This window comes from Aliiglaciecola sp. LCG003 (assembly GCF_030316135.1).
GTDB lineage: Bacteria > Pseudomonadota > Gammaproteobacteria > Enterobacterales > Alteromonadaceae > Aliiglaciecola.
Genome location: NZ_CP128185.1, coordinates 799257 through 820685 on the forward strand (window position 1 = coordinate 799257; position 21429 = coordinate 820685).

The 21429-nt window shown below is 45.8% G+C and carries 13 protein-coding genes; 12 read left to right on the forward strand and 1 reads right to left on the reverse strand.

Annotated elements, in window-relative coordinates; translation table 11 throughout:
- Positions 1-2: 2 nt before the first annotated feature.
- The 3 genes from QR722_RS03380 to QR722_RS03390 all read left to right on the forward strand — a co-directional run bounded on the left by QR722_RS03380 (position 3) and on the right by QR722_RS03390 (position 5055).
- Complete coding sequence (locus QR722_RS03380; RefSeq protein ID WP_286285342.1) at positions 3-2576, forward strand: CIA30 family protein; 2574 nt, start codon at positions 3-5, stop codon at positions 2574-2576.
- 105 nt (positions 2577-2681) lie between these two features.
- Complete coding sequence (locus QR722_RS03385) at positions 2682-4040, forward strand: MFS transporter (protein WP_286285343.1); 1359 nt, start codon at positions 2682-2684, stop codon at positions 4038-4040.
- Between the two features lie 4 nt (positions 4041-4044).
- The gene (locus tag QR722_RS03390) at positions 4045-5055 is read left to right on the forward strand and encodes a LacI family DNA-binding transcriptional regulator (protein ID WP_286285344.1); all 1011 of its coding nucleotides are present in this window, start codon (positions 4045-4047) and stop codon (positions 5053-5055) included.
- 145 nt (positions 5056-5200) lie between these two features.
- Here the strand turns inward: QR722_RS03390 and QR722_RS03395 are convergent, their stop codons facing one another.
- Positions 5201-6115 carry a LysR family transcriptional regulator gene (locus QR722_RS03395; RefSeq protein ID WP_286285345.1) on the reverse strand — a complete coding sequence of 305 codons (915 nt, stop codon included), beginning with the start codon at positions 6113-6115 and terminating at the stop codon, positions 5201-5203.
- 97 nt (positions 6116-6212) lie between these two features.
- Between QR722_RS03395 and QR722_RS03400 the strand changes: the two genes are divergently transcribed.
- The 9 genes from QR722_RS03400 to QR722_RS03440 all read left to right on the forward strand — a co-directional run bounded on the left by QR722_RS03400 (position 6213) and on the right by QR722_RS03440 (position 21309).
- Positions 6213-7670 (forward strand): NAD-dependent succinate-semialdehyde dehydrogenase, encoded by a 1458-nt coding sequence (locus QR722_RS03400; protein WP_286285346.1) that lies wholly within the window; start codon positions 6213-6215, stop codon positions 7668-7670.
- A 2-nt stretch (positions 7671-7672) separates the two neighbouring features.
- On the forward strand, positions 7673-9007 hold the full coding sequence (gene gabT / locus QR722_RS03405) for a 4-aminobutyrate--2-oxoglutarate transaminase (RefSeq protein ID WP_286285347.1): 1335 nt from the start codon (positions 7673-7675) through the stop codon (positions 9005-9007).
- 15 nt (positions 9008-9022) lie between these two features.
- On the forward strand, positions 9023-10852 hold the full coding sequence (gene pdxR / locus QR722_RS03410) for a MocR-like pyridoxine biosynthesis transcription factor PdxR (protein ID WP_286285348.1): 1830 nt from the start codon (positions 9023-9025) through the stop codon (positions 10850-10852).
- A gap of 98 nt (positions 10853-10950) precedes the next feature.
- Positions 10951-11808 carry a carbon-nitrogen hydrolase family protein gene (locus QR722_RS03415; protein WP_286285349.1) on the forward strand — a complete coding sequence of 286 codons (858 nt, stop codon included), beginning with the start codon at positions 10951-10953 and terminating at the stop codon, positions 11806-11808.
- A 100-nt stretch (positions 11809-11908) separates the two neighbouring features.
- A complete protein-coding gene (locus tag QR722_RS03420; protein WP_286285350.1) occupies positions 11909-14335 on the forward strand; it encodes a TonB-dependent receptor in 2427 nt (808 codons plus the stop codon).
- 71 nt (positions 14336-14406) lie between these two features.
- Positions 14407-16041: a tetratricopeptide repeat-containing sulfotransferase family protein gene (locus QR722_RS03425; protein ID WP_286285351.1), complete on the forward strand. Its 1635-nt coding sequence runs from the start codon at positions 14407-14409 to the stop codon at positions 16039-16041.
- Positions 16032-17735 carry a serine hydrolase gene (locus QR722_RS03430; RefSeq protein ID WP_286285352.1) on the forward strand — a complete coding sequence of 568 codons (1704 nt, stop codon included), beginning with the start codon at positions 16032-16034 and terminating at the stop codon, positions 17733-17735. The genes QR722_RS03425 and QR722_RS03430 overlap by 10 nt, the downstream gene beginning before the upstream one ends.
- 39 nt (positions 17736-17774) lie before the next feature.
- Positions 17775-18959, forward strand: a complete 1185-nt coding sequence (locus QR722_RS03435) for an MFS transporter (protein ID WP_286285353.1) — start codon at positions 17775-17777, stop codon at positions 18957-18959.
- Between the two features lie 181 nt (positions 18960-19140).
- On the forward strand, positions 19141-21309 hold the full coding sequence (locus tag QR722_RS03440; RefSeq protein WP_286285354.1) for a serine hydrolase domain-containing protein: 2169 nt from the start codon (positions 19141-19143) through the stop codon (positions 21307-21309).
- The last annotated feature ends 120 nt before the right edge of the window (positions 21310-21429 follow it).

Genomic DNA, 21429 nt, shown 5'->3' on the forward strand with positions numbered 1-21429 from the left:
ATATGTCAAAGTTGAAAACCTTAACGTTGTTGATCGCTGGCGGTTTGTTAGTCGCCTCAGCAAGAAGTGGTGCCGAGCAACAGGCTGCATTGCCTACGCCTACCAAAGTGGTCGCCGGAGAGCTGCAATGGAATGACGGCTCAGCAGTGAAACTCTTTGGGGTAAATTACGGTTTGCCCTTTGCCTACGGCTATCGTGCTATCAATAAATTGGGCTTAGATCATAAGGCCTCGATAGATATGGATGTAGATCACATTGACCGTCTTAAGCTGGATGCTTGGCGGGTACATATGTGGGATCGTTTGCTAAGTAATAAACAGGGCGATCTGTTAGATAACGAACATCTTGAGCTGTTTGACTATTTACTGATGAAATTGCAGCAGAAAAACATCAAAGCCATAGTGACCCCTATTGCATGGTGGGGCTCAGGATATCCAGAGCCAGACCCAGTTGAACCTGGATTTGCTGTGGGTTATTCCAAGCAAGAGATGAACCTTGAGCCTGCGGCCATTGCAGCGACGCATAATTATCTACGCCAGTTATTGGCCTATAAAAACCGTTATACGGGCAAATCTGTAGCAGAAGATCCAGAGGTCATTGCCATTGAATTGTTTAATGAGCCTAATCATCGGCAGGCAGCAGAAGAAAGTGCTGCTTATGTAGAAAGTTTGCTGGCAACAGTGCGTGATTTAGGGGTTTCCAAACCACTCTTTTACAATATCAGTGAGCAAGGCAATGATCAGGCCTTTGCTACTGCTTTGTGCAATTCCTCAGTAGATGGTGTGGCGTATCAATGGTATCCCACAGGATTAGTAAAAAATAGCGCCTTGAATAGCAATATGTTGCCCTCGGTAGCGCATTATACCAATCCATTTGCGCCTATCGAAGCCTGTCAAAATAAGGCCAAAATGGTCTACGAATTTGACGCTGCAGATATCAATAACAGTGTAATGTATCCTGCTATGGCTCGAAGCTTCCGTGAGGCTGGGTTCCAGTGGGCAACACAATTTGCTTACGACCCAGCAGAGCTTGCCCAAACAAATTCTGAATACAATACTCACTACTTGAATTTGTTGTACACACCATCCAAGGCTATAAGCTTGATGATTGCCGGAGAAGAATTTCGCCAATTACCTTCGGACTATCAGGCTGCTGACTACCCAGCCAGTAATACATTTAGTAACACTTACTTAAACTATGATAAAGACCTGAGTCATTTTGATGATGGTAGCCAATATTATTATTCTAATCATACAGATATAGCCCCGAAGAGTCCGCAACAGCTTACTCAGATCGCTGGCGTAGGGAGCTCACCTTTAGTGGAGTATTCAGGAAATGGTGCTTATTTTCTGGATAAACTGCAAGATGGCGTATGGCGTTTAGAAGTCTATCCGGACGTGTTGAGCCTGCAGGATCCTCACCAGTCTTCAAGTTTAAAGCGGGAAGTTTCGCGGCTTTACCTGCATGCTCGCAAGCTAAAGCTAAACTTGACTGATTTGGGCCAAGGGTTTGTGGTGCAAGGTATTAACAATGGGAACGATTTGCATACGCAGGCAAAAGAAGGTCAGGTAAGTGTGTCACCTGGGGTTTATCTTATCGGGGCAAGCCAAGCAGTAATCACCAGTACTGATATTGATTCCCTTGATAAGCAGTACTACCTGCCCCACACCGTTTCTCCTGAACTCGAGTTAATACATCAGCCCCAACGCCAACGTAATGTGGGCGACAAGCTGACATTTGAGGTGCAGGTCGCAGGGCCTAACAACCACTATGATGTGCAATTGTTTATTCGCTATCAGGGACACAGAGATTTCACAATAATACCGATGCAAGCGGCCGGAACTGACAACTACAAATTAAGCTTGCCCAATAGTAACCCGTGGGATCAGCCGGGAGTATTGGAATATGCCTTTGTGATCAAGGATGAGGAACAACAGTTAAGCTGGCCAGGAAAGCAAAGCGGCAGTCCAGCGGATTGGGATTATGTAGATTCAGGATTCTTTCATACTTTATTGACGCCTGCGGCCACACCGATTCGTTTATTCGATCCGGCCACAGACAGAGCCGCTGTGTTCAACCCAAAAAGTGCTGTTGCCTGGCCTGCTACTTCTGCAACAGAAGAGGGGGCAACGCTTAAATTGGCTTATTTCAGTGACAACCTAAACGCTGCAGGAAGTTTGTTGCGTGCGACGCTGGCCAATGACAATCAACTTAGTGGTCGTAATCTATCTGACTACAATGGTTTAGCCATTCGAGTGCGTTCTTTAGGTAAAGCCGACAAAGTACAGCTGGGGTTGATTGGCCAAGATGGTCTGGCCTACGGCACTGATTTTCCAGTACCAAATGAATGGAAAACCCTTGTTATTCCATTGAAAGAGTTGCGTCCTATCGGCACGCTTATGGCAAATGCTTACCCGAGTTTTATGCCGATTAGTGTCGGGCCACACGACAGTCAAACGAAACTGGCACTAGAGGCAATTACAGGGTTTCAGTTGATAATGCCGGCGCTACCGAGCAACCGAAAATTACAGCATCGTGGCGTGGAGATTGCCGAGATGGCACTTATCCAATATTAGGTCCAAAAGAGGCTTACGAAACAAGCTTGCATGGGTATAATCCCATGCACTTTCGCTCAACGTTAATTGGAGTCGGTATTGAGGCGGTCAAACCAAGACAGGTTGATGGTACAAAAGCTGGCTCTTGGCTCTGGCTTTTTTGCCATGTTATTTGCCAGTCAGGCGGTTTTGACATTAGCCATTCCCTTTTATCAAATGACTTTAGGGGTGGATCCATTTTTACTTAGCCTAGCCATAGCAATACCTATTGTTGCTGGTGCTGTGATTACACCTTGGATAGGCTATTTGAGTGACCACTGGCAAAGCCGATTTGGACGTCGCCGACCTCTTATCGTGTTGGGTGCTGGATTGAGTGCAGTACTGTTTGGGGCTATATGGATGGTACCCCAAGATTGGGGGCTAGGTTGGCAACTATTTTATTTTAGTCTGACTTATCTTATGTTCCATCTGGCTTCAATTATAGTAGCAGTCCCAACCACTAGTTTAAGCTATGAACTTAGCAGTGAACCGGCCCAGCGAAGGGGGATAATGGCAGTAACCACCTATTTTATGCAGGCCGCATCCTTGCTGTGCCAGTGGTTATTTCCAATTGCCGGTCTAGCCCTTTTTGGATCTATTGTAACTGGTATTCAATGGGTTGGTTGGGCCGTTGGATTATTATTTATAGGGTTAATGGGATTGCTGCCAGCAATTTATTGTAATGAGCAGGTCCATGTTAATCACCCCATTAAAACAGACAGCTTTTGGCAAAGTGCGCGAGAGTTAGTTGGTAATCGCTCACTTGTCTTATTAATGATGATAAGCATGTTGTTATTAGGTGGTTGCGTGTTTGCTGCCAGCATGGATTACTACCTGTTGGTTTACTATGTTAGTGCCGGAGATGTTGCCGAAGGTGCATTTTGGAAAGGCTTACTATCAAGTGCCTACGCGGCTGCAGGCTTGGCCAGTGTTCCACTAGTCGGTTGGTTAGCCAAGCGCAAAGGTAAGCTAAATGCACTGACTTGGATACTTGTATTATCAGTAGTTGGGGCGGTTGCTAAATGGTTTTTGTTTGTACCCGGTATTGGTTGGTGGATTGCATTGGACGCTCTATTATGTACCAGTGTTTGGACCGCCATGACCACCTTGATTCCGGTATTAAATGCTGATTTAAGTGACGAGCATAGTCGATCCGCTAAACAGCCAAAAGCTGGAATGTACGCAGCGGTTTTTAAGGGAGTTTGCGCATTGGCTAGTATTGCCGCACTGTTGGCTTCCGGACTGGCATTGAATGCCATTGGCTTTGATGCTGGGTTAGGCGCAGAGCAGTCTGGGCAAACAATTATATCGATGAGATTAATCTTATCTGTCGGTACCGCGTTGTTTTGTGTATTGTCCTTGCTGTGTTTACACTATTATCGTATTGATTTAAATAATAAAAAATTATCTGCCAAGAATTTACCGGCCGATAAGGAGCAAAAATAGGTTTATGGTCACCATAAAAGACGTCGCCCGAGTAGCCGGGGTTTCTACAGCTACGGTTTCCCGTGTTATACACAATGGTGGACAGGTGGGTGATGCTTGTCGTGCCCGGGTTAAAAAAGTCATTCAAGAGCTTAAATATAGCCCGAATACCAATGCTCAAGCATTAGTAAGTAAAACTAACAACACCATTGGCGTCGTAACACCAAAATTATCCATGTCATTCTTTGGTACTTTGGCCAGTGGCGTTGAGCATACCGCCAGAGAAAAGGGCTACAAGTTGCTAATGGCCAACTCACTGTATGAAACTCAATCTGAGCTGGATGCCATCAATTCGCTGCGTAACCACAACTGTCAGGCCATTATTCTGCATAGTGAATATTCCGATGAAGACACCCTAGTACAACTGGCAAAAGACATTCCTGGGTTAGTCGTAGTCAATCGCTATATTCCTGCCATTGCCAATCGTTGTGTGTGGCTAGATAATCAAAGTGGAGCAAAGCGGGCAACAGAATATTTGTTGGCCCATGGGCATAGAGAATTTGCAGTGGTAACCAGTATTTACCAAAATCGGGATCCGGACATTCGTCTGCAAACTATAAAACAAACCTTAGAGCAACATGATCTAAAACTGGATAAACAAGCTGTTGCAGAGTCAACGGCAAACATTGAAGGTGGCGAGCAGGCGGTAAAAGAATTGCTAGCCAGTGGCAGCAAGTTTACCGCACTGATGGCCTACAATGATTTAATGGCGATTGGCGCAATCCACGCTTTATTCGCCGCTGGGTTGCGGGTACCTGAAGATGTTTCGGTATTTGGCTTTGATGATTTACCCGTTGCTCGTGCGTGTCGCCCGCGCCTGACAACAATGCGCTATCCCATTGAGGAAATGTCAGCTTACGCAGCAGATTTGGCGATTAAACTCAGTGATCCCAAGCAAACACCTAGTAGTCAGACACATCTTTTCATTCCAGAGCTAGTCGAACGGGACTCAGTAAGGGATATTTCCAGGGATTGATATTGGCCCTTTGATAACAGGCCGTTGCCGTTTAACTAATGGTTGCGAGCCTCTATCTAAAATCAACAAGATATAATCAAATAACATCTAAGATACAAACAGTGACCTATTGGGTTAGTTCTATTGCTCATTTGTCATGTACCCTTCAAAAATGTGTAAAGGCATCTTTAATCAAGGCTATTTTTGCCTGCTCACGGGGCGTTTTTTTATTTGCCATGGAAAGTGTGAAATCATAGTGGCAGCTTTGTGCGCAAATGAGTCGGATCTCGCCTTGCGCTACTTCTTGTTCAACGTGACTCAATGGCAAATACCCAATGTATACACCCGATAAGATGAGCGCTTTACGTGTGTCGAACTGATAGGCTCTGGCCTCTAGTTTCAATTTATGTAACTGGGTTCGGCCGGCTTGGTCAACATCTAAACCGGGGTGAATGGCACTGTAAGTAGCAAGGCGTTGTTCATCAATCTGCTTATCTTCGATTTCGAACAATGGGTGTTCTTTGGCACAGCAAAGATACATCGGCTCACTGAAAACTCCGCTGTACTCTAAACCATCAACTTGCTTGTAATTGGGAAATAGTCCCACATGGGCTTTGTCTTTAAGTAAGGATTTTTCGATATTTTGGATAGAATCACCATCCAATACCAAATTTAGTTTGGGGGCATGCTGGTGGATTTGTCGTATTACATTAGCGAGCCTTTTTTGCTTGGCTAAATCCAGTTGGTCGGCACACAGGATGACTAATTCACCGCTGAGCTCACTGTTCAATGACCGCACTAACAAAGAAAAATCGTTTAATGATTCAAACAATTCGCTACAGGCGTGATAGACCGTTTGTCCTGCCTCGGTAAGGGTAAATCCGCCTCTGCCTCGCACGCACAATTTTAGCTTCATGCGACTCTCAAGACTGCCCATGTGCACACTGATAGTTGAGCGCGTGATACCTAGTTCGGCTTCTGCCGCAGAGAATCCACCATTTTCAACCACCGCCTTATAGATACGCAATAAACGTAAATCATATTCAGTCACCGGTTTTGGTAGCAAGTTTGTACGACTCATAAAGTTTTATATACCTAAGCGTAATAGTTTAAAGTTTTATATTTAAAGCCTAATACATTTGCGCTTCAATAGCTAAAAAATGTAGTGGGAGTACAAAATGCAAAATCTCAATGACGCTAAGTTATTAAAAACAGCCTCTTATATTGATGGATGCTGGGTCGAAAGTGATGCTCAGCTTTCAGTGTGTAATCCTGCTGGGGGCGATGTACTGGTTGATATCAGTGACGCCAGTCCAGCGCAGGCTGAAGAGGCAGTGCTGGCAGCCAGCAAAGCGTTGGCTGCGTGGTCAGGGAAAACTGCCCAGCAACGCTCGGTCTTGCTCAGAGCATGGTACGACTTGATGATAAAACATCAAGATGATTTAGCCCGAATTCTCACTCTTGAACAAGGCAAGCCGTTAGCGGAGGCCAAAGGTGAAATTGCTTATGGGGCGTCCTTCATTGAATGGTTTGCTGAGGAAGGTAAGCGTATTTATGGAGACGTTATTCCTGCACCTGGCATCGACAAACGTATTCTGGTTATCAAGCAGCCCGTTGGGGTCGTGAGTGCCATTACGCCGTGGAATTTTCCCAACGCAATGATTGCTCGTAAAGCGGCAGCTGCGCTGGCTGCGGGGTGTACCTTCGTTGTACGCCCCGCTACCCAAACCCCACTTTCAGCATTGGCAATGGCAGAGCTAGCCGCTCGTGCGGGTATTCCCGCAGGTGTATTTAACGTAGTGGTGGGGAGTGATGCCAATGGACTTGGCAAAGTGTTAACCGAGCATCCAGCGGTAGCAAAATTCACCTTTACTGGGTCGACGGCGGTAGGTAAAAAACTCATAGCACAATGTGCCAGTACGGTAAAAAAGGTCTCGATGGAGCTCGGTGGGAATGCGCCTTTTATTGTATTTGAGGATGCGGATTTAAATGCAGCGGTGCAGGGCGCGCTGGTATCAAAATACCGCAATGCTGGCCAGACCTGCGTGTGTACCAATCGAATTTTAGTACATCAGGACATCTATCCACAATTTTGTGAAAAATATACTCAAGCAGTCGCAGAGCTGAAATTAGGTAGTGGTCTGGATCAAGATACCCAGATTGGCCCTATGATTAGCGCGAAAGCTGCCCAAGACGTTGATGCTCTGGTGCAGCAATCTATTGCACAAGGTGCAAAGCTTGTACTGGGCGGCTCATACGCCAAGCAAGGTGATAACTTTTATTTACCCACAGTGATGACTGATGTGACCAATGATATGCCCATAGCGTGCAATGAAATATTTGGTCCAGTGTCACCTATCATTCGTTTTTCTGATGAGCAGCACGCCATCAAATTGGCCAATGACACTCAGTACGGACTTGCAGCTTACTTTTACAGTCGGGATATAGGCAGAATCTTTCGTGTTGCCGAAGCATTGGACTACGGCATGATCGGCATAAATGAGGGGCTGATTTCCAACGCAACGGCGCCCTTTGGTGGGATGAAACAATCTGGTAATGGTCGTGAAGGTTCACACTATGGCCTTGACGATTACTTGGAAATTAAATACCTGTGCTTGGGTGGAATGGAGCAATAATCATGAACTTAGATAAACAAATCAACCAGCAGGGGCAAACTAATCAGGTCTTGCAGCAACGTAAATCCGCCGTTATGGCAAGAGGTCAGGGCAATGTATATCCTGTGTTTGTCAGCCATGCAAAAAATGCCGAAGTGTGGGATGTAGAAAATAATCGCTACATAGATTTTGCTTCAGGTATTGCGGTGTGCAATACCGGTCATAGTCATCCCACGGTGGTTGAGGCGGTTAAGCAGCAAATGGATAAATTCAGCCATTCTTGCGTAATGGTTAATCCCTACGAGGTTGCTGTTTCCTTAGCCGAAAAACTCGTCATGTTAGCGCCGGGTGAGTCACATAAAAAAGCGCTTTTTGTCAGCACAGGTGCAGAAGCGGTGGAAAACTGTATTAAAATCGCACGAGCTTATACTAAGCGTCGCGGCGTCATTGCCTTTAACGGTGGCTTTCATGGCCGCACTAATATGACCATGGGGTTGACCGGTAAAATCGCGCCTTACAAGAAAGATTTTGGGCCTTTCCCGGCGGACATCTTTCATGTGCCTTTTCCTAATGCGCTGCGGGGTATCTCAGTTGCCGATTCGCTAGAAGCACTAAATATCCTGTTTAAGGTGGATATAGCCCCACAAGATATTGCCGCGATTATTATCGAGCCTGTTCAAGGTGAGGGCGGGTTTTACCAAGCTCCAGCGGAGTTTATGCGTGCCCTTAGAGCGTTGTGTGACGAACATGGCATAGTGCTGATTGCCGACGAAATTCAAACTGGATTTGCCCGTACCGGCAAGATGTTCTGTTGTGAGTATGCAGACGTTGAGCCGGATTTAATCACCATGGCCAAGGGTATAGCCGGTGGCCTGCCTTTGGCTGCAGTCGTTGGCAAAACCCATATTATGGATGCGCCATTACCCGGAGGCCTTGGTGGTACTTACGGCGGATCTCCAGTGGCGTGTGCCGCGGCATTAGCGGTGTTAGACGTAATTGAAAATGAAAATCTGCTGCAACACTCTAATCAAATAGGCGCTGAATTTGCCCAGCGATTGGGTGAGCTTCAACGCAACTATCCCGGTTTTATCGCTGATGTGCGTCAGGTTGGCGCAATGATAGCGATTGAGTTGATAAGTGATGGTGATATCAACAAACCCAATGCGCTGTTAACTCAGGGGATAATTGCTAAAGCTGCCGATTACGGCCTTATTTTGCTGGCCTGTGGTTTTTACGGTAATGTGATCCGTTTTTTACCCCCGCTGACCATACAGCAAGATATCCTGGCTGAGGGTATTGCTAAATTTGAACAACTCTTTCAGGATGTAATACAACTGCAACAGGTAAAAACAGAGTAACTGAATTATAAAATTATGCTCAAACGACTGATCCACATAGATACTTCCTTAGATGAAAGTCTGCAAAGCCAGATCCGTAATAAGCTGGTGGAAGGCATTTTGGTTGGTTCTTTTGCCTTGGGCAGTCGTTTACCTTCGTCGCGTAAATTAGCTGAACAATTAGGAGTGGCACGTAACACAGTGGTGTTGGTATATCAGACGTTGCAAGACGAAGGCTACATCATTAGCAAGGAGCGCAGCGGCATCTATGTGAATGAAAAGATTCATCAAGGATGGGTGAATGATAATGAATTGCACATGGCTTACCAACCCAAGGCCAGTGACAATCAACATCGCTTCAAGGGTACATTGCAAGTCACTAATGACACTGCCTGTCCGGCTGACTGGCAGAAATATAGTTATCCTTTTATTGATGGCAAATTCGATGTCTCTTTATATCCGGTAAAAGAATGGCGTGATGCCAATCAACAGGCAAACGTAACCCGGGAAATAAACCAGTGGTCGCAATTGCAGGGGCTGGGTGATGACCCCATGCTGATTGAGCAAATTCGTACTAAGGTGATCCCCCGTCGAGGAATTCAAGCCAGCAGTGATGAGATACTGATCACCGTTGGCACCCAACAGGCTTTGCATCTCATCAGTCAGTTATTTGTCGATGATACGGTGACGGTGGCGGTGGAAGAGCCCGGCTACCCAGAAGTACGAGATTTATTGCAATACAGCGGTGCAAATTTGCTTTATCAACCGGTCGATGACAACGGTATGCAGGTCAATGAACAATTAGACCGATGCGATATCGTTTACACTACGCCCAGTCACCAGACCCCCACGAGTGTCACCATGTCGATGACGCGACGTCACGAGTTGTTGGATAAAGCCAAAGCCCAAGACTTGTTGATAATCGAAGATGACTTTGAATTTGAAAGTAATTTCTTACGCCAGCCCCATCCTGCACTGCGTAGTCTTGATTCAGGGAATCGGGTCGTTTACATATCGTGCTTATCGAAAGTGCTGGCATCAGGCATTCAAATTGGTTTTATCGTGGCCGACTCAGGGGTGATAAGCGAGCTGAAAAAACTGCGTAAAATGACCATGCGTAATCCGCCGTTAAATAATCAACGGGCAGTGGCCTACTTTCTATCTTTGGGCTACTACGATGCCTTTATGTTGCATTTGCATAAAGTGTTTTTTGAACGCTGGTTGACGCTGCGCGAGGCGCTAAATACCTATTTACCCAACTGTATCGATACGGGTCCTATTCAAGGCGGAACGGCCTATTGGATAACTGGCCCGCCGCAACTTGATGGTGAAAACTTGCGTGAAAAAGCCGCCGAGTTAGGCATTTTAATTGAGCCGGTAAAACGCTACTTCGCCCAAAGCAAACACCCAGAGAACTGTTTTCGAATGGGGATCACCAGTATTCCCAATCATCGAATTCGAGACGGGGTCAGCAAATTAGCTGATCTTATCCATCAGTTGACAGAAGAGCATGAAGAAAAACTGGGAAATGCCAGTGGTAAGCTTTTGAATGATGAAGCGCTACGTAAGTGCTTACCAGGCGCACGGCTAGAATGCCAAATGGTTTATGGCGTGCCTTGTACCATAGACTTACTCCCTGACGGCAGTATGTCAGGTCATACGGGTGGTATCGGTAGTGAAATAGATACCGGCCACTGGTGGATTGAGAACGGTATGTACTGGCGACAATGGAAATTATGGAGCTACGGCGAGGTGAAAGGATTTTATGTGATCATGGATGGCGATCAGATGAAATGGTTTGATCAAAATTACAGCTTCGTGCGTCAATTGGATTTAAAAGGTTATCCTGCGACACTGGACCAATAGCTTTACTAAAACTGGCCCTATATCTTCTGTTCTGGACCCATTAGAGTTTCTTATTATCAAAGGCAAACAATCAGTGTTGCCCGAATGCGAGGAATGTAATGAGTCATTTTGCCATTGCTGGTTTACAACTGGCCTCTTCATACGGAAATAATCTGCAGTCTATCGCTGAAGAAATTGAAAACTGTAAAAAGCGCTTTCCCTGGTTAGATATGTTGGTGTTGGGCGAGCTAAATAGCTTTGGACCAGAGAAAAAATACGCAGAGCCCATGCCCGGTCCCACCGAAACCTTTTACTGCGATCTGGCCAAGCGGCTAGACATTTGGTTGATACCGGGTAGCCACTATGAACAAGATGGTGAGCAGATTTTTAATACTACCTCTGTGATCAATAACCAAGGGCAAGTAGTGCGTCGTTACCGTAAAATATTTCCGTTTTGTCCCTATGAAAAGGGCGTAGATAGCGGCACCGATATTGTGGTTTTCGATGTACCTCAAGGCCGCATAGGTGTGGCTATCTGTTACGATTTATGGTTCCCCGAGCTGGCCCGCAAGATGGCCTGTGAAGGAGCCGAAGTCCTTATCTATCCCACCATGACAGGCACTATTGATCGCGCCATTGAACTCAACTTAGCCAAAGCTACTGCGGCCATAAACCAATGTTATGTCATTGCTATTAATACCGCAGGTGAGCTTGGAAATGGCCAATCTATTTTTGTAGGTCCGCAGGGTAATGCAATCTATATTGCAGGGGATCAGCAAGAAGTCATACCGATTGAGATTGATTTTGCCCAGGTGCGTCGCGACCGCGAGCGGGGTTTACATAATCTGGGCCAGCCACTTAAGAGTTTCCGTGACAACCAGCACATAATTGCAGGTCTAGACAGTAACTCACCAAGCGAATTTTTAGACACACTGGGCCCTTTGAGCGTTCCTGACAAAGATGACAACTCAAAATAGTTCTGGACCAATAACTGGTTCCAATCTGGTACTACGAGTCAGGCTTGCTGTGCTCTAATCTGGAACAACATAATAATAATACGATAACTGGAGTAACACTATGCATTCTGTGAAGTTCAAACACCATTCCATTGCCAAAGCTATCGCCAGTGCTCTGGTGCTAGGTGCACCTGTATATCAGGCTTCGGCGCAGGAAGCCGGCGCGCAAGATGATAAAATAGTCGAGCGCATTGAAGTAACGGCCAATAGACGTACTCAAAGCATCCAAGACGTACCCTACAACATATCGGCGATGTCGGGTGAAGAGCTGAAGAATGGTAAAATTCTCGACTCTACAGAGTTGCTGCGCAGTATTCCCGGCGCAACAGTGGTGGACCGAGGTTATCGTAATTCTGGTGTGATCAGCGGCGTCGTAATTCGCGGCATTAACGTAGATAGCGGCGCACAAGGCGATGTAGCCTTGTCAGCTGTTGCAACAGTCGCGTCTTATGTTGATGACACGCCTCTGCATGCTAATTTTATTCTAAAAGACGTTGAAATGGTTGAGGTTTTACGAGGACCACAAGGCACCTTGTATGGCTCTGGTTCATTGGCAGGTACGGTCAAATATCGTATGAATAAAGCCGAAACCGATGAGTTTTACGGCAGTGCAGGCATGTCCTTTGGACAAACCAAAGGCTCCGAAGGCAACAGCCTGAATATGGATGTTATGGTTAACGTTCCTATTAGCGATAATTTAGCCTTTAGAGCGAATATAGGCCGCATCGACAACGACGGCATTGTTGATTACACCAATGTGTATCAACTCGACAGTGCCAATTATGCACCCGCCGCGCAAGATAACGATCTGGCCGCAGGAGGTGTAAGTTTTCGCAGTGTTGAAGACGCCGATACCGTTGATATTGATTACGGACGTGTGTCGTTATTCTGGGAGGCAACTGAGGACCTGCGACTCAACCTTTCTTATCAAAAACAAAGTGATGAAATCGGCGGCCGTCGTCAAGTTACTCGCGGAACCAATTGGGTAAAGGGTACTGAACAGCAATATGGCGAGTACCAAAATGGTGCTGTGCTGCTGGAACCATCCGAGCGCGATGTTGACTTAACTGCGCTAGAAGCTGAGTGGGATTTGGGCTTTGCAACTCTTACCTCTAGCACTTCAAAGTACAATCATAGTGGCGATTCTGTCAGTGATAATACCGGCTTTTACGCCAAACAGAATTGGTTTGCGGACCTTTATTATGGCTCTCCTCGACCAATGGCACTGGCCGAACGTGGCTACGATGAAGAAGCTTTTGTACAAGAACTTCGCCTAGTATCGAATGAAACCCAAAACAACATTGATTGGGTTATCGGTGCTTACTACATGGATCAAGATACTGTTGCTACTCAGGACAGCTATATGCCGGGTTATCAGGAATGGGCTGGTGCAGCATTCCCGTGGTGGCCGACTATGGCCGATTTCGGCATGGTTTATACTGACAATGACTTTCATTATGTGCGCACCGAAAATTTCAAAGACAAGGCTATTTTTGGTGAGTTAACCTATCATTTCAGTGATGATCTGCGCACTAAAATTGGCGTGCGCCGATTTGATAATACCTTTGTCAACAATACCGAATTACTATTACCTATCTGGCCATTTTTAGGGGCAGAGCCAAGTTTTGAAACTTCAGAAAGTGACACCTTGTTTAAATTCAATATGTCTTATCATATAGATAAAGACACTATGGTTTACGGTACGGTTTCAGAGGGTTACCGACGAGGTGGGGCAAATGCAGTACCCCTCAACGGCAGCCTTGCAGAACGACCAGAGTGGCAACAATATGACTCTGATAGTGCGGTCAACTATGAAGTCGGGGTGAAAGGTTACTTGGATGGCAATAAACACAGTTATAGCCTATCAGCCTTCAGATTAGACTGGAGCGATCCACAATTGAACACCGCATCTACGTGGGGCTTTTTTACTGTCGCTAACGGAGATTCGGCCCGCACCCAAGGTATCGAGCTTGAGTTGCAAGGCTATTTGAGTGACAACATTCATTATGTGTTGGGTTATGCCAATGTTAACGCTGAATTAACGGCTGATTTCATTGTGCCGTCATCAGCTACGGCCGAAGCACCTACCCGAGTTCAGGCGCTAGACGGTGATAGATTACCGGCCTCTCCTAAGCATACTTTGAGTTTGGCCCTTGATTACACTTATGAGATGAGCAATGATTTATATTGGGTAACCCAAGTAAATACTTACTATCAGTCTGACTCACTCAATTACTTGGGTGATAGTGCTTCGTTGCAAACTGAAATTGGCGGTTTTTCATTGTGGAATATGACCTCCAGAGTCAGTAGCGAAGTGTGGGATGTGACCTTTTACGTTAAAAATATCTTTAATGAAGATGGTGTTACCGGCCAGTTGCCAGAAGCCTATATGGGAACCGACCCTGCAGAGAACTTCTTGGGCAACTCTTCAAAAGATTACATCAGCTTACCCAGAACGGTTGGCGTAGCGTTTAATTATCGTTTCTAGCCATTGGCGAGACAATTTTGCAGGCTCGATAGGGCCTGCAAAATACTTCGTTTTCAAGGGGGGAGCTTGATATGCTTAACAGCAACAACCCAACCAGTGACAATGCACATTTAATGACAAATACAAGCGCGCAAACAGCTGAGGATATACTTGAAGATATTCAGCGATTTATCCAGCTAAAACAGCTCGATAGTGCCCGTTCATTGAGTCTTCATCTATGTTCAGAACAGCCAGATTTCGCACCTGCTTGGCATGTTGCGAGTGTAATTGCGATGCTGCAAGACAAGCCCGCTCTTGCCTTGCAACATATCCACCATGCGCTAACCTTGTTACCTGACAATCAACATTGGCAGTTACACAAAGCTCGCTTGTTATTTATCAATCGTCAGCGTGCTCAAGCTCGCGACCTGGCAATTACTCTATCCAACAATTCGCACACCTCGGCAGCCTTTTGTGCAGAGCTGGCCTTATTGCTGAATAAACTTGGTTTGCACCAATTATCCCTCGATTGCTATGCACAGGCGGTGTCTCTTCAACCAGAAAATGCCCAGTTATTATTTAATTTGGCGTCATTGCAGCGGGTGATGGGAAAACTAACTGATGCTCAATGCAGTTTAGACCGGCTAATCAAACTGAATCCTAGAGACAGCGAAGCTTGGCTATTACGGTCTAGTTTGATCAAGCAAACGCCAGAGCATAATCACCTGAGTGAATTAAATCAGGCATTGCAAAAACAACAACAGGGACCTATCGAACGGGCTCAGCTTTACTATGCACAGGCTAAAGAGCTCGAAGACTTACAGCGTTTTGATGAAAGCTTTACAGCATTACAGCAAGGTGCGTCGGTTAGACGAGGGAATATGCAATATTCACTCGACAATGATGTGCAATCACTGGAAAAAATAGCACAGGTATTCGATGCCAGTGTTTTTGAACAATCCATCGCAGGGTGCCAGAGCCGCGAGCCCATTTTCATTGTTGGTTTGCCTCGTACAGGTAGTACCTTGGTCGAACGTATTATTGGCAGTCACACTGATGTGCACAGTGCAGGGGAGCTGAATAACTTTGCAATCGAGATGATGCAGCAGGTTCGAAAGACTCTGTCTAAACCACCCTCGAATAAACTGCAATTGATTGAAGCAACTCGGCATCTGGATTTCAAGGCTTTGGGCAAGAGCTATATTGAAAGTACCCGCCCAGATACCGACGTTTGCCCTAGGTTTATTGATAAACTGCCGCTAAATTCGTTGTACATTGGGCTGATCCATCTGGCTTTACCGAATGCTAAAATTGTCTATGTACAGCGTAATCCAATGGATACCTGTTTGGCCATTTTCAAGCAAATTTTCACCCAGGGTTATCCATTTTCTTATGATTTGGATGAGTTAAGTCGCTATCAAATCGCTCACTACAAGCTTATGGACCATTGGCAACAGGTCATGCCCGGGAAAATTCACACCCTAAGCTATGAAGAATTAGTTGTAGATTTAGAAGGACAAACCAAAGCCTTATTGGCGTATTGCGATCTTCCTTTTCAAGCGCAATGTTGTGCATTTGAACAGAGCTCGGCAGCGGCCACTACCGCCAGTGCCGCACAGGTACGGCAACCGGTTTACACCAGCTCAGTGGGTAAGTGGAAACATTACACGGAACAATTGGCTTCAGTGCAAAAACGATTTGAGCAGGCGGGTATAAAGTGCAAATAATAGCCCTTTTAGTCTTACTGCTTTGCGTGCTCCCGGCATTTAGTACCCCCCTTGATGAGCTAATGGGTGGGGAATCATCTCTACCAAAACAGCCTCTACAAATGGCCGAATTGGTGCCTGACCATGCTAACTCTGATTTACTTGCGGTAAGACAGGGAAAAGTAACACTGGTGATGCAAAAGCATACCGCTAGATTACGCCCAATAAATTCGAGAAAGTTAGACTCCAGTGGACGTGAAGTTCTGCCTGATATGGTTATCAACTGGGCACAAAGTGAATTGGGCGAAATTATCCCTGATAAACGGCACCTTATCTTGTCTGACAACCCTTATTGGGACTATTTCGTCGGTGTCGGTATGTTGTGGCCTGCACAGCAAAAAAATGGTGTTCGCAGAGTTTCCATGCCCTTTGCTCTTGTCGAAAAAAACGAGAATTGTGTACACAATGGTGTTGTGGTGTTTGACATCGATGCAGCTAACAAAGCGCAGCACTTTTATTATCAAATAAGCAGTGAAACCTGCGCCTATTTTAAAGCCGATTTTTGGGGAATAGGCGCGACTATTCAAACCCCTGAGGTAGAGCTCGATAGTAAGCAGATCATAGCGTCATATCATCATGCTAAGCAGCAACGTTTATTCACCCGTCCACTTCGCGCATTGACCGACAAAAACCCGAAGTTGGATGTGGAAAACTTCGGTTTGCCTAAGGCCGTCGCTGCTACAGATATGAGCGTATTCGGCTTGGTAATCGACGATGTCCATTATGTTTCAGATTGTCAGACACGAGCGGGTCTTTACCCTTTTTGCGAGCAAATGGTATTACCGTCTTATTCCACGGCAAAGACACTGTTCGCCGGAGTGGCCATGCTATACCTAGAAAAGCAATATGGTGATCTATTCGAACAGCCGATTAATAAATGGGTAGCACAGTGCCAAGGAAGTAACTGGGAAGGGGTAACCTTTGCTCATTTGCTTGATATGAGTTCTGGTAATTTCGACTCTGCAGGTTATGCAGTGGATGAGGCATCGAAACAGAAATTGGCATTTTTCACCGCCAAGAGCAACCAGCAAAGATTGGATTTTGCCTGCAATCACTATTCACGTAAAAAACCGCCCGGTAGTACCTTTGTGTATCACACCTCGGAAACCTACTTATTGGGTGCAGGCTTGAATGCTTATATAAAGGAAAAGCTCGGTAAAGATGCGGATATATTTAATGACGTATTACATAAACAAATTTTTCAACCCTTGGGCCTAAGCCAGATAACCGCCGTCACCCGCAGAACCCAGGACAGCACTCAGCAACCCTACAGTGGTTATGGATTGTTTTTCAGCCGCGATGACTTGGTAAGACTCATTCGTTTCATTGGGCTACAAGCCAATGCGTCCCAGCAATCTAGCTTATTATCCTCAGTTCATCTGCAAGCAGGGTTACAACAAAACCCTGAGAATAGAGGCCTGACGACTGACTATGCCCATATTCGATATCAACACAGTTTTTGGGCTAAAAAATTCGATAAAAGGTCGGGGTGCAAAATACCATCTTGGGTGCCGTTCATGTCGGGCTTTGGAGGTATCACCTTGGCACTATTGGCCCATGGCAATAGTTATTACTATGTAAGTGACAGCCATCAATATGATTGGTCTGAAGCCGTGCCTGAGCTTAATAAACTAAACTTAATTTGTGATAATTAGGTGTCTGCACCTGTGTCGCCAACTGCTATGGAGAAGTAAATGACTAGCGAAAAAAGCGGCCACCATGCTCAATTAACCAAATGGAAAGTCTCTGCCAATGGAGTATTCGCCCGTATTTTTTTGGCCTTCTTAACTACCGCAGGGATTTTTTACATCAATATTATGCCTGCTTTGGTCAGTGGCTTAAAACAAGGTTTGAACTTTACCAATCAGCAAGCCGGATTTGTCAGTTCAGCAAATTTGTATGGCGCTGCCGCTGGGGCACTTCTAGCGGTTTTTCTCGTTAAACACATTAACTGGAAAAAATGGGCTTATGTATTACTCATAGCGATTCTGGCCCTTGATTTTGCCAGTATTTTTATCAGCTCGTCGAATCTGATGATCTCAGTCAGATGTGTGCATGGATTGGTTGGCGGACTGCTGGTTGGCATTGGCTTCGCGGTGATTTCCCGTACCCAAGATGCGGATAAAACCTTCGGGTATTTGTTACTGATTCAATGGGGACTCGGTGGTTTAGGCATCATGTATCTACCGGCAATGGTGCCTGAGTTCGGCACCTCTGCACTGTTTGTGGCGCTGATGAGCTTCACCTTTGTTTCGCTATTGATGTTACCCTTTTTACCTGAGTATCCCGTGGCGGCGGTGGACCCTTTGGCATTGGTAAAAACCTCGGTTAGGCGCAAACCTTTGATACTCAATTTAACCGCAATATTCTTGTTTCAGGCTGCCAATATGGGCTTGTTTGCCTATGTAATTGGTTTGGGCAGAGCGCAAGGATTGACGATGGAATTTATGAGTCCCGCATTGGCAAGTGCTAGTTGGGTAGCGTTATTTGGTTCTTTACTGGTGATCCTCATAGGCACAAAGTACGGTCGCGCGATTCCACTGATAGTAGCTATTCTATTAACCGCGTTGTGTAGTTGGGCGCTGATATATAGTGAAATTGCCAGCGTATACTTGCTAGCGAATGTGATTATCGGCATTACCTGGGCTTTCGTCTTGCCCTATATGTTTGGTATCTGTTCTGAGCTTGATAAAGCTGGGCAATTGGCTGCGTTAGGCGGGTTTGCTTCAAAAATGGGCTTAGCCTCTGGCCCCATGGTGGCTGCATTTATGTTAACCGAGGATGATTATCAACTAGTCATCTACGCCGCTGCTGGTGTGCTGATTGTCGCCGCTGCAATGGTATATATGCCTGCTAGGCTGTTAGATAAGTCCAAGTAATGCAGGGCTTTTATGGCTGGACCAAAGCAGGTCAAACAACTGGTTCTATGTTCTGATGGTTAAATTACCTATGCTGGATTGAGTGGATTTGTAGCAAGATTTAGCGCTTAAATCATAGGATGTGTTGGGCTGATGAATCTGTAAATCCTGTCAGCAACGATAATCGCACAGGTACATACTTATGATTAGCACAAAACAGTTCATACTACTTCTGGGGATACTCCTCAGTTGCCAAAGTAGCGCCGATATAATCTTCAATGATGACTTTCAAGACGGTAACTTCAGCGGATGGGTCATCAGTGGCTCAGGGAGTGCCGCCTATGCAAATAATTATGCCGGCAATTACTCTTTAAGACTGCGCAATAATAAAGCCGCCACACATACCTTTTCCACTGCCAATTTTACTGCAGTTTCAATCACTACCAGTATTGCTGCAGCATCCCTTGAGTCTGTGGAACAATGCGTTGCACAAGTTTCAGTTGACGGTGGTAGTAACTGGACAGCCATCAATACTGTGGTAAACGGCCAAGACGACGGAGTCACTTTGTACACTAACTCCGCGTCGCCAACGGGCATAGATAACAACAGTCAAGTGGCTGTTCGTTTAAAAGCCCAAGGCAATAATAATTCTGATTACTGTTATTTCGATGACATTGAAGTTAGCGGCACCTCGAGCGCCACACCGCCTTCGTGTGATTACGATTGTTTGTCAGGTTCAGGCACGGTGTCGCGCTCTGAACTGAGTTATAGCACTTTGCAAAGCGCCGCAACGGGGACGTTAGTTGACATGTCGGCTTTTACCTTACCGAGTAACGCAGCTAATCCGACTAATAACTTCCAGGGAAACCTGAATTTTACAGCGGTTGTGCGAGGCTGGGGGAGTGTTAAGGATAGTTACAATTATGCGGCTATTACTGATATCAAGAAGCTACCTGATTTTAGTTATGAGTTTGTTCAGCACGGCAGCCATCTAATTCCAGTCGATCGAGGTTTGCAGATCACCAGTCATTACTTGTGGCAGCTTATTCTTGAACCCGGTCGCGTTTGGGACGAAAGTGCTGACAATGGTTACAGCCGAGCCAGTATTCCTTTTGCCCTGCAAGAGTATGGTGCTAATTGCACCCACAATGGGGTATTAACTTTCCTGTTTAAATCAGACGGCTCTATGTCCAAAGTAGCCTACGAAATCGCCTCTGAAACCTGTGAATATTATCAGTTCAATTCGTGGGGTAGGTTAGATGCTAGTTATACACCCGCAGCGGTGACAAACGCAGGGCAAATCAAAAGCGACTATGAACAGGAAGTGTCTAATCGGATGTTGATTAAACCTCTTTCCGCTTTGGCAACCGATTACCCTAGCGCAGGCCTTAGCATAGCGACCCTTGGTAGTGAACAAACTGCGGCCAATCGATCGGCTTTTGGTGTTGCCTATAATGGAGTGAACTATGTGGCTGATTGTGACACCAGACAAGGTGTCTATCCCTATTGCGAAGTGATGAGTTTGCCTTCCTATTCAGTGGCTAAGTCGACCTTTGGCGCTTATGGCCTGATGGCGCTGGAACAGCTATATAGCGGAGCGAAAAACGCCAGTGTTGCCAGCTATGCGACAGGCTGCTCCAGTTCGCAGTGGACAGATGTTAGTTTGGAAAATGCGCTGGATATGGCAACGGGCAATTATACTTCTGCTGGTTTTGAAGTAGATGAAGCTTCTAGCGCTATGGCCAACGGCTTTTTTCTGGATTACACCGACAGTGGCAAGACATCTTTCAGTTGTAGTTACACACGACAAGCTACGCCCGGCACCAGTTGGGTATATCACAGTAGCGATACCTATTTGCTTGGCAAAGCGATGGACCAATACTTGGGACAAGACACCTACAACTGGTTGGTCGACTATTTGTATAAACCTTTGGGATTGAGTCCATCAACTTATACTACGGTTAGAACCTTTGATGCAGCCAGTCAGGCCATGGCAGGGTTTGGATTGACCTATCACGTGGATGACCTGGTTAAATTAGGTGAACTGCTGAATAACGACAATGGCAACATCGGTGGTACTCAGAAGCTTAAAGTGTCCATGGTGGATGAAGTACTGCAAAATACTAGCTATCACGGCTTGAATGCTGGCACTAACGTCGATTCCTATGACAACGGCTTCTGGATTTGGAAAGCCGACGCAGCGCTGGGATGTAGCGGCGATTTATACATCCCTTATATGTCCGGATTTGGTGGTATAGGTGTAGTATTACTGCCGAATAATATGCTGTATTATTTTGTCAGTGACAACAACGAGCACAGCTTCGTAAATAGTGTTGCAGAGTTAGATAAGCTAGGGGATTTTTGTAACTAACTAGACTCAATATACTGCCGTGTGCTGATTTGAACACAAGGTATGCGGCTGAAGTCTCCCATAGACATATTTAGTGTGAAAGCTGACGAAAATTTTCCGTCAGTTTTTTTTTGAGCTTCA